Annotated in this window: 13 protein-coding genes and 1 pseudogene; 7 read left to right on the forward strand and 7 right to left on the reverse strand. The window is 47.2% G+C overall.

The features are described 5' to 3' along the window. The first annotated feature begins 161 nt into the window (after window positions 1-161). Window positions 162-1,196, forward strand: coding sequence for a PocR ligand-binding domain-containing protein (locus QF049_RS18930; RefSeq protein WP_307539696.1), 1,035 nt, complete (start codon window positions 162-164; stop codon window positions 1,194-1,196). 105 nt (window positions 1,197-1,301) lie between these two features. Next, window positions 1,302-2,295, forward strand: a pseudogene (locus QF049_RS18935) (aldo/keto reductase family protein). Here QF049_RS18935 and QF049_RS18940 read toward each other — a convergent pair. Genes QF049_RS18940 through QF049_RS18955 form a run of 4 tightly spaced genes read right to left on the reverse strand, consistent with a single transcriptional unit; the run spans window position 2,292 to window position 5,720 of the window. Next, entirely contained in the window at window positions 2,292-3,170 is an 879-nt protein-coding gene (locus QF049_RS18940; protein ID WP_307539698.1) for a LysR substrate-binding domain-containing protein, read from the reverse strand. The pseudogene QF049_RS18935 and the gene QF049_RS18940 overlap by 4 nt on opposite strands. A gap of 30 nt (window positions 3,171-3,200) precedes the next feature. Beyond that, window positions 3,201-3,671: an SMI1/KNR4 family protein gene (locus QF049_RS18945; RefSeq protein ID WP_307539700.1), complete on the reverse strand. Its 471-nt coding sequence runs from the start codon at window positions 3,669-3,671 to the stop codon at window positions 3,201-3,203. Between the two features lie 33 nt (window positions 3,672-3,704). Further along, window positions 3,705-4,811 carry a threonine aldolase family protein gene (locus QF049_RS18950; RefSeq protein ID WP_373428269.1) on the reverse strand — a complete coding sequence of 369 codons (1,107 nt, stop codon included), beginning with the start codon at window positions 4,809-4,811 and terminating at the stop codon, window positions 3,705-3,707. Between the two features lie 48 nt (window positions 4,812-4,859). Next, window positions 4,860-5,720: a LysR family transcriptional regulator gene (locus QF049_RS18955; RefSeq protein ID WP_307539703.1), complete on the reverse strand. Its 861-nt coding sequence runs from the start codon at window positions 5,718-5,720 to the stop codon at window positions 4,860-4,862. A 181-nt stretch (window positions 5,721-5,901) separates the two neighbouring features. Here QF049_RS18955 and QF049_RS18960 point away from each other — a divergent pair, with 181 nt between their 5' ends. From QF049_RS18960 to QF049_RS18980, 5 genes are all read left to right on the forward strand, one after another. Beyond that, window positions 5,902-6,891 carry a quinone oxidoreductase family protein gene (locus tag QF049_RS18960; RefSeq protein WP_307539705.1) on the forward strand — a complete coding sequence of 330 codons (990 nt, stop codon included), beginning with the start codon at window positions 5,902-5,904 and terminating at the stop codon, window positions 6,889-6,891. Window positions 6,892-7,284: 393 nt separating this feature from the next. Then, entirely contained in the window at window positions 7,285-7,503 is a 219-nt protein-coding gene (locus QF049_RS18965; RefSeq protein ID WP_307539707.1) for a hypothetical protein, read from the forward strand. Between the two features lie 36 nt (window positions 7,504-7,539). Further along, complete coding sequence (locus QF049_RS18970) at window positions 7,540-7,734, forward strand: hypothetical protein (protein ID WP_307539708.1); 195 nt, start codon at window positions 7,540-7,542, stop codon at window positions 7,732-7,734. 2 nt (window positions 7,735-7,736) lie between these two features. Continuing rightward, window positions 7,737-8,015: a hypothetical protein gene (locus QF049_RS18975; protein WP_307539709.1), complete on the forward strand. Its 279-nt coding sequence runs from the start codon at window positions 7,737-7,739 to the stop codon at window positions 8,013-8,015. A gap of 123 nt (window positions 8,016-8,138) precedes the next feature. After that, a complete protein-coding gene (locus tag QF049_RS18980; protein WP_017690511.1) occupies window positions 8,139-8,927 on the forward strand; it encodes a formate/nitrite transporter family protein in 789 nt (262 codons plus the stop codon). A 266-nt stretch (window positions 8,928-9,193) separates the two neighbouring features. Here the strand turns inward: QF049_RS18980 and QF049_RS18985 are convergent, their stop codons facing one another. From QF049_RS18985 to QF049_RS18995, 3 genes are all read right to left on the reverse strand, one after another. Then, complete coding sequence (locus tag QF049_RS18985; protein WP_091015973.1) at window positions 9,194-10,180, reverse strand: WXG100 family type VII secretion target; 987 nt, start codon at window positions 10,178-10,180, stop codon at window positions 9,194-9,196. 46 nt (window positions 10,181-10,226) lie between these two features. Then, window positions 10,227-10,691, reverse strand: a complete 465-nt coding sequence (locus QF049_RS18990) for a GNAT family N-acetyltransferase (protein WP_373428270.1) — start codon at window positions 10,689-10,691, stop codon at window positions 10,227-10,229. A 154-nt stretch (window positions 10,692-10,845) separates the two neighbouring features. After that, entirely contained in the window at window positions 10,846-12,411 is a 1,566-nt protein-coding gene (locus tag QF049_RS18995) for a glycoside hydrolase family 30 protein (protein ID WP_307543330.1), read from the reverse strand. Between the last annotated feature and the right edge of the window lie 93 nt (window positions 12,412-12,504).

Consider the following 12,504-nt stretch of genomic DNA (forward strand, 5'->3'; position numbering starts at 1 on the left):
TTTTGCTTTTTAGCGCAATCATGGTATCTTATTGTCATGAGATGGTTGAATTTTGACCTCCAATTATACATTACCCGTCATCATTACATCTTAATATGTACAACTTGCTAACTTTTAACGGCCTAAATTATGAATCAGGTTAGCCTATGGAGGTTGCACCAATGATCAAAGAATATCTGCATATCAATAAAATTCTCGACCTTAATAAATGGAAGCGTCTACAAGATTCTCTCGCAACAGTAACCAAACTGGCGATCCTCACCGTTGATTATAAAGGCATTCCTGTAACCAGTCACAGCAGCTGTCAGGCTTTCTGCCAGAATGTACGCAAAGACCCCGAGCTGCTCCCCTACTGTCAAAAATGTGATTCACGCGGTGGTCTGGAAGCCGTTCGATTGAACGAGCCTTATGTGTATTTATGCCATTTCAATATTATAGATATCGCGATTCCAATCACGATTGATGGCAAATATATTGGCGCTGTCATGGCAGGACAAGTGAAACTCGCCGACCCGGAAAAGGGTAGTGACTTGGAGCAAATTGTCACGTCCAAAAACGTACCCATGCATGCAGCCAAGCTGGAGGAATTAAAGGACGATTACGCCCAGCTACCTGTGATGACCTATGAAGAGATTGTGAAAATCTCCAACATGTTATCCCTGCTCTGCAACTACATTGTAGAAGAAGCGCTCAACAAAAATCTGTTAGTTGAAATGTTCGAGAAAGCTTCAGGCAATCAGGAGTCTCTGAACCTCTCCACCATTCTGCCGGGTTACTCCATTCGAAATATTGAGTCGATCAAAAAAGAGATGACCAATGCGATTGCGGATGCCTATCTGAAGAACAGCCCAAGTGACACGGAAAGCTCCAGTCCGGTGCTCCAGCCTGCTTTTGAGTACATTCACAGTCACAAAAGTGAACAAGTTTCACTCAAACAAATGGCCGATCTATGCCACCTGAGTCCGAGTTATTTCAGCAGATTGTTTGCCAAGGAAACGGGTGAGAACTTTACAACCTACCTGGCAAAACTCAAGATTAAGTGGGCCAAGCAATTGCTGGAGGTCACCGACATGCCTGTCTCACAGATCAGTGATGAACTGGGATTTAATGAATCGGGATATTTTATTAAAATATTCAAAAAGTTCGAGGAAATTACGCCTGCTCTCTATCGCAAATACCTCCAGGAGAAAATGTAGGTTCACTGATACTTTTTTCGTATCAAAGATGAGGTTAAAAGATATTTCACCTATTAATCTGCCATTGTTACAATGGAGTCCAGATGACTTAGGGAGGCGACATGAATGGAATATCGTAAATTAGGAAACAGTGGATTAACCGTCAGTGAGATTTCACTCGGCAACTGGATTACGCATGGAGCGCAAGTCGAGGATGGAATAGCAGAAGCATGTGTGCGAACGGCATTGGAGGCAGGTATTACCACATTTGATACCGCAGACGTGTACTCCAATACCAAGGCAGAAACCGTACTGGGACAAGCACTTAAGGATATACGAAGAGAGAGAATTGAACTGTGCACCAAAGTCTGTCACCCAACCGGCACAGGTCATAATGACCGCGGACTTTCACGTAAACACATCATGGAAGCCTGCAATGGTTCATTACGGCGGCTACAGACTGATTATATCGATGTCTATTACGCTCACCGTTATGACTACAACACTCCACTGGAAGAGACGTTTCTGGCATTCTCCGATCTGGTGCGTCAGGGCAAGGTCCACTACATTGGCGTAAGTGAATGGAACGCGGATCAGATTGCACGAGGAGCCGCTTTGGCGAAGGAACTTTATGTACCCTTCATTGCAAGTCAGCCCCAATATTCGATGTTGTGGCGTGTGATTGAGCAAGAAGTAGTACCTGCAAGCGACCAACCAGGACTTGGACAGATTACATGGTCTCCTCTGGCTCAGGGTATACTATCAGGCAAATATGTGCCTAACGCAGCATTGCCCACCGGATCACGTGCAGCTGGGGAGGCAGGCGCACCCTTTTTCAATAAACTGGCTGGTCAGTGGTTACGCGAAGATGTTCTTACCGCTGTGCAACAGCTTGTTCCCCTCGCTAAAGAGATTGGTCTAACTCTTCCTCAACTCGCTGTGGCGTGGGTTCTTCAACACTCGTATGTCAGTTCCGTCATTATCGGTGCATCCCGACCGGAGCAGGTATTGGAAAATGTAAATAAAAGCTTCTGGTGTGAAACTGGACCCTGCGATCATGACTCGTATTGATGAATTACTGAATCCTTGGATTGAGCGTGATCCAGCCAAGACGGGTTAAACACATTCATCAACAATGTCCATAAACCGGGATACCACTTCCTGATTCATATCCGTCCGCCATGCCGTGTACAACGGTACGGAGGGCGGATTTTCTTGTAATGGAAGAAAGACTACACCCTTACGCTGGAACACATCCACCGATGACGGAACAATAGAAATGCCCATTCCCGCTGCAACGAGATTCACAATCGTATACATCTGGATTGCTTCCTGCGTAATCCGTGGGTCTACGCCATGTGTTCTACAGTAGTCAAGAACCATTCGATGAAATGGGGAGCCCAGATGTCGTGGGAATAAAATAAAATCTTCATCCGCCAGTTCTCGAATCGAAACTTGAGTCAGGGCTGCCATCGGGTGATGATCTGGCAGTACGGCGAGCAACGTTTCCTCCTGACAGGTGCGGAAGGAAACATGTCGAGTATCTTCCTGATACCGCAGAAATCCAATATGGATCTGACCGTCTTCCAATGCCTGTAATTGTTGGGATGAGGTCATCTCACGCAGCGTCAATTCAATCTGAGGATACGCAGCGCGAAATTTCCTGAGCACATCCACCATAATGCTCCCCGAAGCCGAATCCACAAAAGCTACGGATATATGCCCAATGATACCCTGATCTGCCTTTTGCGTAAGCTGAATGGATCGTTCGAGTTGGGCCATGATGAGTCTGGCCTGTTCCAGAAAGACGGCACCCGCTGGCGTCAAACGAACCATTTTTCTCGTGCGCTCCAATAACTTTACGCCAAGCTCTTCCTCCAGATTTTGAATCTGCTGGCTCAGGGGTGGCTGCGTCATGTTTAATTTTTCCGCTGCACGGTGAAAATGAAGTTCCTCCGCCACGGTGATAAAATATCTTAACTTACGAATATCCATAGGTCTGTTGCGCTTCCTTCCGTTTCCCTGTTAATTCATCTGTTCCTGTACCCAGATCGCGGACTCCGTCAGCTGCGTCATTAAATCAATAAAGTCTACTGCAATCTCTCGAATTGGCGTATCTCCTGCATCATGGATCAACATCAGGATCTTGCCCGAAGTCTGATCCAACATAGCCATACTTCCTTCGCCAAATCCACCAATCGGGAACGGATTGAGATCATCCGACAGCTGGTACTCTTTCTTAACTTCACGGTAGACTTCCAGAAACTCGGGATATGCCCAATCCAGTTCTTTTACTGAATACAAGGCAGGATCGCCGAAATTACATGCCCCGAATTCAAGCAAAAGTGCACGGTACGCTGCGGGTAGTTGCACGTTATACTTTTGCTCAAAACCCTCAATGCTCTGTTGCGTTTCGGGCGTGCCCCCTTCTCCCATAGTTGTATCGTAAGCTTTCTCCAAAAGATCACGAATCGGTTCTAATTCAATCGACTTCACTTGAACTCCCCCCTTTACATTAGAATCCGCTTGTTATCTCACCTGTGCACGCAACTGTTGATCCAGCCACTTCAGTGCTGCACGCAGCTTATCCTGGGGAATATTCTCATAACGATCACCGGTGGACAATTCAAAGGCACAGCTGTTCCCACTTGTCTTGTTCAGATATGAAGTCATTCCTATGCCAAACCGCTGAGCCATTTGCACAAGGATTGGTTCAACTTCGGCAGCACCGAGCGCAAAATGTACATGGAACATATTGGATACCGGGACTTCTGGCAATGTATGTATCCCGTGACACGCATTCAATAGAGATGCCAGTTCTTTAGCCTGCTCATAATAAAGCTCCATTTTGCCAATCCGTTCATTGAAATAATACTGGGAACTTAGAATATACGGATACAAGCCGATCAGATCACCGCCGTGCCGCCGTTTCCATACTTTCGACTCTTGCATCACATCCGTGTCTCCGGCCAATATGGCCCCCGCAATGCCCCCGATCCCTTTGTAAAAGGACACATACACCGTATCAAACAGACTGCAAATCTCCGCAGGCGTTTTCTCGTAATAGGGAGTAATCTCAAACAGGCGTGCCCCGTCCAGATGCAGCTTAATCCCGCGTTCACGGCAATAGGCCGAGATCGCTTCCAGTTCTTCATACGCTGGCAATTGCCCGCCAATCTCGCGTTGTGGCAGTTCCAACAGCAGGCAGGCAATGTCCTGATCAAGCGCTTGTACATCTTCCAAACGAATCAACCGATCCTTGTCCGCCAGCAAAATCGATTCAATCTGGTGTAACTCTTTCAATCCGTCTTCCTCATGGATTTCCAGATGACACAGAGGGTGGTAAGCTACTCGTTTTACACCTTTGCGGTCACACCAGATCCGTAATGCAATCTGCTGGGCCATCGTTCCGCTTGGGAAAAATACCGCCGATTCCTTGCCGAGAATGTCAGCCATCTGTTGCTGAAATTCTTCAATGATGGGGCCGTTGCCGTAGTGGTCACTAAATTGCTCCCCATCCATCTGGTCCAGTACGTTCTGAAGTACCTTCACTTGGCGACTGCCGTGACCGCCTACAATAAAATCTACCTGATTAAATGCATCAGCCAATGTTAACGTAGTATCCTCCAAAATCATTCACTCCTTTATAATGCTTGTTCAAAAGCTTACTTTTTGAACAACCTCTTATAGTTCTGGTTCTGTAATAATCTCAACCAAAGCGCTCAGCGCACTAGATATATGTTCACCACGGGAATACACAAATCCTACTTCCAACCGGCAATAGGGATCTGGCAAAGACATCACTGAGATCTCGCCTCTTAATTCTGCTTTGGTAACTGAAGACCGCGGCAGCAATGATACACCGAGCCCGGCAGATACCCCATTCAGAATCGTGTCCAGTGTTCCATATTCCATGATGTTAAGCGTGTGGATACCCTGATCTTTCAAAAAGGACTCCGCATGAGTGCGATGAGTGCATCCGATCTCAAAAAACAACATCGGCCTGGACAATAACGTGTACATCTCATGCGCTCCAGGTTCAGCGATCAGCACCAATTCCTCGTCATACATCTTCATATAGTTCAGCTCAGGATGATCGATTGGGCCATATATTAAAGCGCCATGTAATTCATGTTGAATGACCTTCTGGTTCAGCTCATGGGTCCCACCCGTGACAAGCGAATGGTGTACCTCAGGGTAGCATGAACTGTATTCAGCCAAGAGCGGCGTGAGGAAAGTGGAAGCTGCTGTCTCAATGGCACCCAGACGAAGCAGGCCGGACGGCGGGTTACCCACTTGTGTGGCCTGCTCTGCTTCATATAATAATTGCAAAATTCTATCCGCATACCCAAGCAGATTCTCGCCCGCTGGTGTAAGAGACATCCCCCGATTGGAACGATGAAACAGCGGTACTTGTAGCTGTGTCTCCAACTGTTTGATTCGTGTGGTCACATTGGATTGTACATAATTAAGTGCGAGTGCAGCTTTACTGATACTACCTTCGCGGGCAACCGCCTGAAATATTTTCAAATCACCTGCATCCATACCTTGATCACCTGCTCGTTGTTATATCGGCATTCTTCATCATCTAATTCATGCAAATTGCTTATCTATTATTTTCAATGATACTGACAATCATTTTTGTTCATTTTACGTGAATCTGCTCCGTCTGTACAATGAGGCTCAGTAGTGAAATCTGGCTACACAGACAGGAGGAATATTGAACATGAAAGCTATCGTACATTCAGGCCAGAGCGGCCTTGCAGGTCTTCAATATACAGAGTCAATATCTCGGGTACCAGCAACCGGGGAAGTGCGGATCCAACTCCAATCCGCTGGAATCAATCATCGTGATCTTTTTATCATGGCAGGACGCACCAGTCAGGAAGCCCCGCTCATTCCCGGTTCCGATGGAGCAGGTATCATCGTTGAGATTGGCGAAGGTGTAAGAGGGTTCGCAATAGGTGATGAAGTCATTATCCATCCTACACTCGGATGGGAAGTTGCAAGTAACGTGCCCATTGTGCCCGATATTGTTGGTGGTCCTACGGATGGAACGCTGGCTCAATATATCACGTTACCTGCTGAAAATGCCCTGCCTAAGCCAGCCCACCTATCTTGGGAGGAAGCAGGCGTGCTGTCCCTTTCGGCGTTGACGGCCTACCGTGCTTTGTTCACTCGCGGTGAACTGAAACAAGGTGAACATATCCTCATTCCCGGTATTGGTGGTGGTGTAGCGACCTATGCCCTGCTCATGGCGGTTGCGGCTGGTGCCAAGGTGACCGTCACCTCCAGAAGTGAAGCCAAAAGAAATGAAGCTCTGCGTTTGGGTGCTACCCATGCACTGGATAGTCATGCCGATTGGTGTATGAAGAACGATATGGAACCTGTGGACATCATCTTGGATAGCATCGGACAAGCCATGTTCCCAAAATATTTTGATATAATCAGACCAGGTGGACGTATCGTGATGTATGGTGCAAGCTCGGGGGATGATCTGACCGTACCCATTCGCTCCATCTTCTTCCCGCAGATCAGTCTGAACGGCACCTCTATGGGTAGCCGTGAGGAGTTTATCCAGATGCTGCAATGGGTGGAGCAACATGATATACATCCTGTAATTGATGGCGTATATCCATTGCAAGACGTAGCAAAAGCATTCGAACGTATGGAAAAAGGCGAGCAATTTGGTAATCTGGCTATCCTTATGGAGTGACATCCATTTTGAGATGGGCCTTCATGAATTGTTGAAAATTGATTTACAATAATGGGGTGAATCCATCTGACCCGTCTCGCTAAACGTATACTAATTGTTCTTATTGCTATTATCATCGTGGCCCAAATTCCTATGTTAAAAGAAACCTTAGCCCGAGGAGTTACTACGTTATATGTGAAGATAAAGTATCCCGAACATTCCTTTCAATTCCAAGACTTCAACTACGAGTCTCGTTTCGGGAACTATTTCATTTCTTATACTGATCAAGACGAACAACGTATTAGTCTGATGCTTGAGCCCAATTTTTTTCCGGCGCTCATTACGTATGATCCATTGAATCAGCCCATGAAAGACTAGTTTGTTCACACTATGAATCATTCAGGAGGTATCGATATGGACAATAGATTACATTTGGTCGAATTGGTTCGCAAACTGATGGACTCTGAAGGAACGGAAGCCGAGTTGGATGACATGTTGACGGAGCTACAGCAGCAGGTTCCACATGCGGAGATCAGTAATCTGATTTTCTGGGATGAGCGAGACCTGACGGCTGAACAGATTGTGGAAGAAGCCTTGGCTGCCCGTCCCATCCTGCTTCCACCCCAATCTTAATATTCTTCATGAGGTGAACAATAGGATATGTCTGACATGTCTGATTTAAATCATAATAACAACAATGAACACCCTGATTTTAACGAAATCAATGGTGAAGAAAAACCACAGGCACTTCGTGATCTGATCGAACTAACCGATAATCACCTTACTCAGCAAGTTCTCGCTATTGGCATGGCATGGATACACATGAAGAGCATCTCATCCGTATCTAAGCCTGGCGAGCTTTAGGCATGGCAGGCTCCTCTGCTCTTCTGGGGGAAATCCTTCATGCTGCCGCGCAACTTGTTCGTGACTCGGAAGAAGATGAGGATGTACAGAATTACGTCTTGCAAACCCTCGCTCTACTGCCCATCACAGAAGCCGAGATCCAATTGGCTCAGGAATTTCTGGAGGGAAATGCCTACATATTAGTCAGAGGAGCGGCCTTTGCTATTCTTGTTGCACATCAACAAGTTAATGGGGCAACATCCGCGTTAGAATCGCTTCAATCCGATCCTGATTTTGGCTAGTCTGCAATACGGGTACTGCATTCGAAACAACAAAGTAATAATCAATAAACCAAGTTCACCCTCCCCAGTTTCCATAATTTCGTTATAATGGTAAGCAAGACACCATGTTATTGGAGGATAATTATGGAAACGGAAGCTTTACGCAACGTGGAACAACTAGCTCTGAAGAAACACAAGATTTACAAACAAAGTTTAATCAGGTACCTCGCACGCTCCATGCTGGCCAGTATGTTTATCGGATTCGGCGTCATCGTGGCGTTTAAGACAGGTAACTTCTTTTATATGGAGCAGTCCCCGTTTACCTATCCGATGGCGGCAATTACGTTTGGCGCGGCCATCATTCTGATCGCCTATGGCGGGGGTGACCTGTTCACGGGCAATACGTTTTATTACACGTATGCGGCGCTGCGCAAAAAACTGCGCTGGTTCGAAGTTATCAAGCTGTGGATTGCGAGTTATAGCGGTAACCTGATGGGCGCAGCTGTGTTTGCCTTGTTAATCTATCTGACCGGATTGTTCGACTCGTCTCAGGTGAACGGTTTTCTGTTAAGCGTGGTGGAGCACAAAATGGAAGTTCCAACCATGCAGCTTTTTTTCCGAGGAATCCTGTGTAACTGGCTTGTATGTATGGCGTTCTTTGTCCCGATGTTCATGAAGGAGAATGGAGCCAAAATGTTTGCCATGATGCTTTTTGTATTCTGCTTCTTCATCTCGGGATACGAGCACAGCATTGCCAATATGTGTACGTTCGCGATTGCACTTGTGCTTAACCACCCGGGGACGATCTCATTTGAAGGTGTGCTTCACAACCTGGTTCCCGTAACCTTGGGTAATCTGGTGGGTGGTGTTCTGCTGATGGGCTTCATGTATTATGCGGTGAACAAACCGTTTCTGGATGAAGAGACACATTAATCTCTGGCAAAAAAAAGCCCTCCTTACAGCCCGGTCCGTTGACCGTGGCTAATCGGTAAGGAGAATCCAAAACACCCCGGCAACCTTCCCATCTCAGGGAGAAGGTTGCCGGGGTGTTTCTCTATGGGCAGGCTCACGGATAAGCCGCCTGCCCCTTGCTTTTAGCCATGTGTCACATGAACACACATGGCCCCCATCCCGCGGGTCGGCAAGCAGGCCGCAATCAGGTAGCCCTGCGTTGCCCGCCTGCGAATTCCATCCGCGGCTTAGAAGTAATCCCGCCACGGAGTATATTCAATATCGTTGTCGCCACGCGTGACCACGATCATATTTTCCATTTTGCCCGTTTCCTTATTGGTACGGTAGATCATCGTACGTGTCTCGCCTTCCTCCGGCACGGAGAACAGGAATTTGTCCGCGACGAAGGATGAACCTAGTCCTGTCGCATGTTCCGTGAAGGCAGAGCCCGTCTTGCTTGTGAGCAGCAGACCAATGCCGTAGGCTGTAGCCGTTTGTGCTGCTTTGCCAAAGAGATGCTCGCCTTGACTGGTGGTGTGCGTCTGCTCTGAATACTTATACTTTTCCGTATCTTTGGTATAGTCCACCACATTGCCCTGTTTATCCAGACTGATGGTGGTCGTTTCGCCCTTGTCGCTTTTCACCTGATACGTACCTACGATGGAATCCTCGGTTATTTTTAACGTCTTGCCAGTGTTGGGGTCAGTCTGATAGATTACATCTTCATACTGAAGCCGAATGATGTTCATGCTGGCCTGAATCTGCTGCGCCAGTTCTTCGTCACCCATCTCTTTGGCTTTCTTCAGCATTTCCTCATAGTTCTGGTATTTCTCGGCATCCTTCTCATCCCATTCATCCATGTTCTTTGGTGGACCTGGCGTTTTGTCCAGATCATCGCCTTTATTTTTGCCCATGGTTGATAGCGCCCGCGCTGCGGTCAGCGCCGTCATGATTGCCTGGCTCACCGCCTCCTCATCTGTCGTGCGGAAACGCTCGGCAATTTTCTTAAGCTCCGACTGAATGGACAGAACCAGTTCCAGAACAGATTTCATCGTGCCTTGAGCCGTTGAATAATCGTTATAAAAACGCTCACGCTCCATGCCATCCCAGTTGCTGCGCATGACACTCATCTTGCCGTCCAATGTGGACATGAAGCCCGATAATTGCTGATGTGCCTGAGCGAACTGCCCACTGACCGTCTCCAGTTGTTCCGGTGTCACCTTGATCTGTGTCATCCTGCACACTCCTCATCCTGGTCATTTATAACTCATGGTCTATCCATTACGACAATCTCTCGGCCTCTTCCTGTTTGATCTCCAGATGCAACAGTGGAAACGGATTACCGGAACTATCCAATTCAGACCGCCCCATCTGTATAAATCCCATCTTTTCATAGAATCGGGCTGCCCCAGTATTCTGCTCATTAACATCCACCTTGAGGTGACGGCCTTTGATTTCGAAGGTATGGTTTATTAGCAGACGTCCCAGACCCTGTCCGTGTTGGCTTGGATCTACAAACAACATCTCGATAAAGTTATCATCCACACCAATAAAACCCACGGGTTGTTGCTTCGTATTGAGCACTTCCCAAATCTCAACTTGTTTTTGTTGCAACACATCACTCACCACTTTTTTGTAGAACTGAATGTGATGCTCTTCCAAAAACGTATGGGTTGCCCGCACAGCACTCTCCCAGATTCCAACCAACTTGTCATGATCCTGTTCCCGATATGCAACGACTAACATGTCCAACGTATTCTCCTTTTCTATTAAAAGTAAAAGGTTATGTAAAAGCCCGATCCTGGGATCGGACTTGTTTAAGACATCATATTTGAAATAACTCTACGTTTATTTTACCATGTCCATCATTCAATCTGTACCCATAATTTCCAATCTTGAGTCAACGTTTTACCCCCGTTTTTGGCTTCCAACGGAAGGTTGCTGCCGACTGGGAAGGCAGTATATATTGAAACGAATCTCCGCCCATGACTACATCAAAGGAAACTTCTACCTCACCCGTGTTAGCTGCAACCAGCGCCATCGTTCCATCAGGATTGCGGAAGGTTACGTTCTCGATCTTGCCCTGTTCTTGCGTGGATTCAACTCTCACAGCTCCCGGACGCACATAACGGCTGATGTGGCCTAACGCATAATACTCGACATTTCTGGTGATTTCATCACGCTCCGGGTCAATCGTCACAACCCCACGACAGTTCTCACAGCCACCGTTCGTGGGTCCACCTTGCGGATCAAGTGCAATGTTCCAGAGCAGCACATTTTTCGCCCAGTTGCGAGGTGCACCAATGATGAGATTGGACATTTGCCAGATAAGATTCTCGCCAAAATCAGGACTCCACTCCCCACCACTGCATTCGGTAAAATAGATATTTTTGTCCGGGAAGCGCTCATGCACTTCCGACATGGCAGATGGATCACCTGCATAACAGTGAAAAGCAGATCCATCGATATATGCAGTGGCCTGCTCATCACCAAGCACCTTACCGGTATATTCAACCGCCTGATCCCAGTTATGATCATACGCGATGATTCGTGTGTCCAGTTCTGCATCCTGTAGCGCTGGGCCGAGATAATCCCGTATGAACATCGCTTGTTCTTCGGCGCCCATACTCATACTCGGATATTTATCCGAGGTGAACTCCGGTTCATTTTGCAACGTGATCCCATAGATGGGAATGCCCTTTGCCTGATAAGCTTTGATATATTTCACAAAATATCTCGCGTACGCTTCATACACCTGGGGATCGTTGTAATCCAGATACCAACCGTTAGTGGTCTTCTCCCCATACTTCATCCAGGCCGGGGCCGTCCACGGTGTGCCCAGCACTTTAAGATCTGGTTTCAAATCAGCTACACGCTCCAGCATATTCACAACGTCCTGATCCTTTTCGATCGAAAAGTGTTCCATCTCATAGTCCGTGTCGGACTCGATATCATCATAGGTATAACTTGAAGCCACACCTGATTCATCTACCGAATAATCGGAGGCACCAATCGTATGACGTACCATATCCATGTTCAGCCCTTCCGTCGAGAACAGGTCCTTCAGCAGTTGCTCTTGCTTCTCATCTTGAAGCTGATTAATCAGATGTGCCGACGAACCTGTCATCGCTGCGCCAAATCCATCCATAGTCTGATACGTCTTGTCCGGGTCGATCCGTATGGTGAACGCTGACGAAGAAATGTCTGACTCCTGCGTTGAAGAAACTGAAGAACTTGGGTCTGCATCATGGTGATCTGTAATTGGAATGGGCTTCTGTGGTGTAAGCAGATTTTGCTGATCTCCCGTGGTTAGCCAGACTTCGGCCGCTCTCTGCTTGTCCACAGCCGGTGGAGGAATGGATTGTTCATTTCGGTTGAGGATAAGCGAAATTCCTCCAACGATACAACAAACAGCGATTAACAGGATCATCCATCGTTTGGGATGCTCTCGCCAGCCTATGTTCATCACGCTTCACTCTCCTTCCATTGTGGAAAAAGCCGCGGCCACTAGGCCACGACTCAATTTCCTAATCTATATGAATTAGAACAAACTGCATTT

It is taken from the genome of Paenibacillus sp. W4I10, from assembly GCF_030816325.1.
Taxonomy (GTDB): domain Bacteria; phylum Bacillota; class Bacilli; order Paenibacillales; family Paenibacillaceae; genus Paenibacillus; species Paenibacillus amylolyticus_B.

What these genes read in the sequence shown, in the direction of transcription:
- QF049_RS18980 (WP_017690511.1), top strand. Translation starts at nt 8,139, where the DNA reads ATGGAAACGGAAGCTTTACGCAACGTGGAACAACTAGCTCTGAAGAAA.
- QF049_RS18960 (WP_307539705.1), top strand. Translation starts at nt 5,902, where the DNA reads ATGAAAGCTATCGTACATTCAGGCCAGAGCGGCCTTGCAGGTCTTCAA.
- QF049_RS18995 (WP_307543330.1), bottom strand. Translation starts at nt 12,411, where the DNA reads ATGAACATAGGCTGGCGAGAGCATCCCAAACGATGGATGATCCTGTTA.
- QF049_RS18955 (WP_307539703.1), bottom strand. Translation starts at nt 5,720, where the DNA reads ATGGATGCAGGTGATTTGAAAATATTTCAGGCGGTTGCCCGCGAAGGT.
- QF049_RS18965 (WP_307539707.1), top strand. Translation starts at nt 7,285, where the DNA reads ATGGACAATAGATTACATTTGGTCGAATTGGTTCGCAAACTGATGGAC.
- QF049_RS18985 (WP_091015973.1), bottom strand. Translation starts at nt 10,180, where the DNA reads ATGACACAGATCAAGGTGACACCGGAACAACTGGAGACGGTCAGTGGG.
- QF049_RS18930 (WP_307539696.1), top strand. Translation starts at nt 162, where the DNA reads ATGATCAAAGAATATCTGCATATCAATAAAATTCTCGACCTTAATAAA.
- QF049_RS18990 (WP_373428270.1), bottom strand. Translation starts at nt 10,691, where the DNA reads ATGTTAGTCGTTGCATATCGGGAACAGGATCATGACAAGTTGGTTGGA.
- QF049_RS18975 (WP_307539709.1), top strand. Translation starts at nt 7,737, where the DNA reads ATGGCAGGCTCCTCTGCTCTTCTGGGGGAAATCCTTCATGCTGCCGCG.
- QF049_RS18950 (WP_373428269.1), bottom strand. Translation starts at nt 4,811, where the DNA reads ATGATTTTGGAGGATACTACGTTAACATTGGCTGATGCATTTAATCAG.
- QF049_RS18970 (WP_307539708.1), top strand. Translation starts at nt 7,540, where the DNA reads ATGTCTGATTTAAATCATAATAACAACAATGAACACCCTGATTTTAAC.
- QF049_RS18940 (WP_307539698.1), bottom strand. Translation starts at nt 3,170, where the DNA reads ATGGATATTCGTAAGTTAAGATATTTTATCACCGTGGCGGAGGAACTT.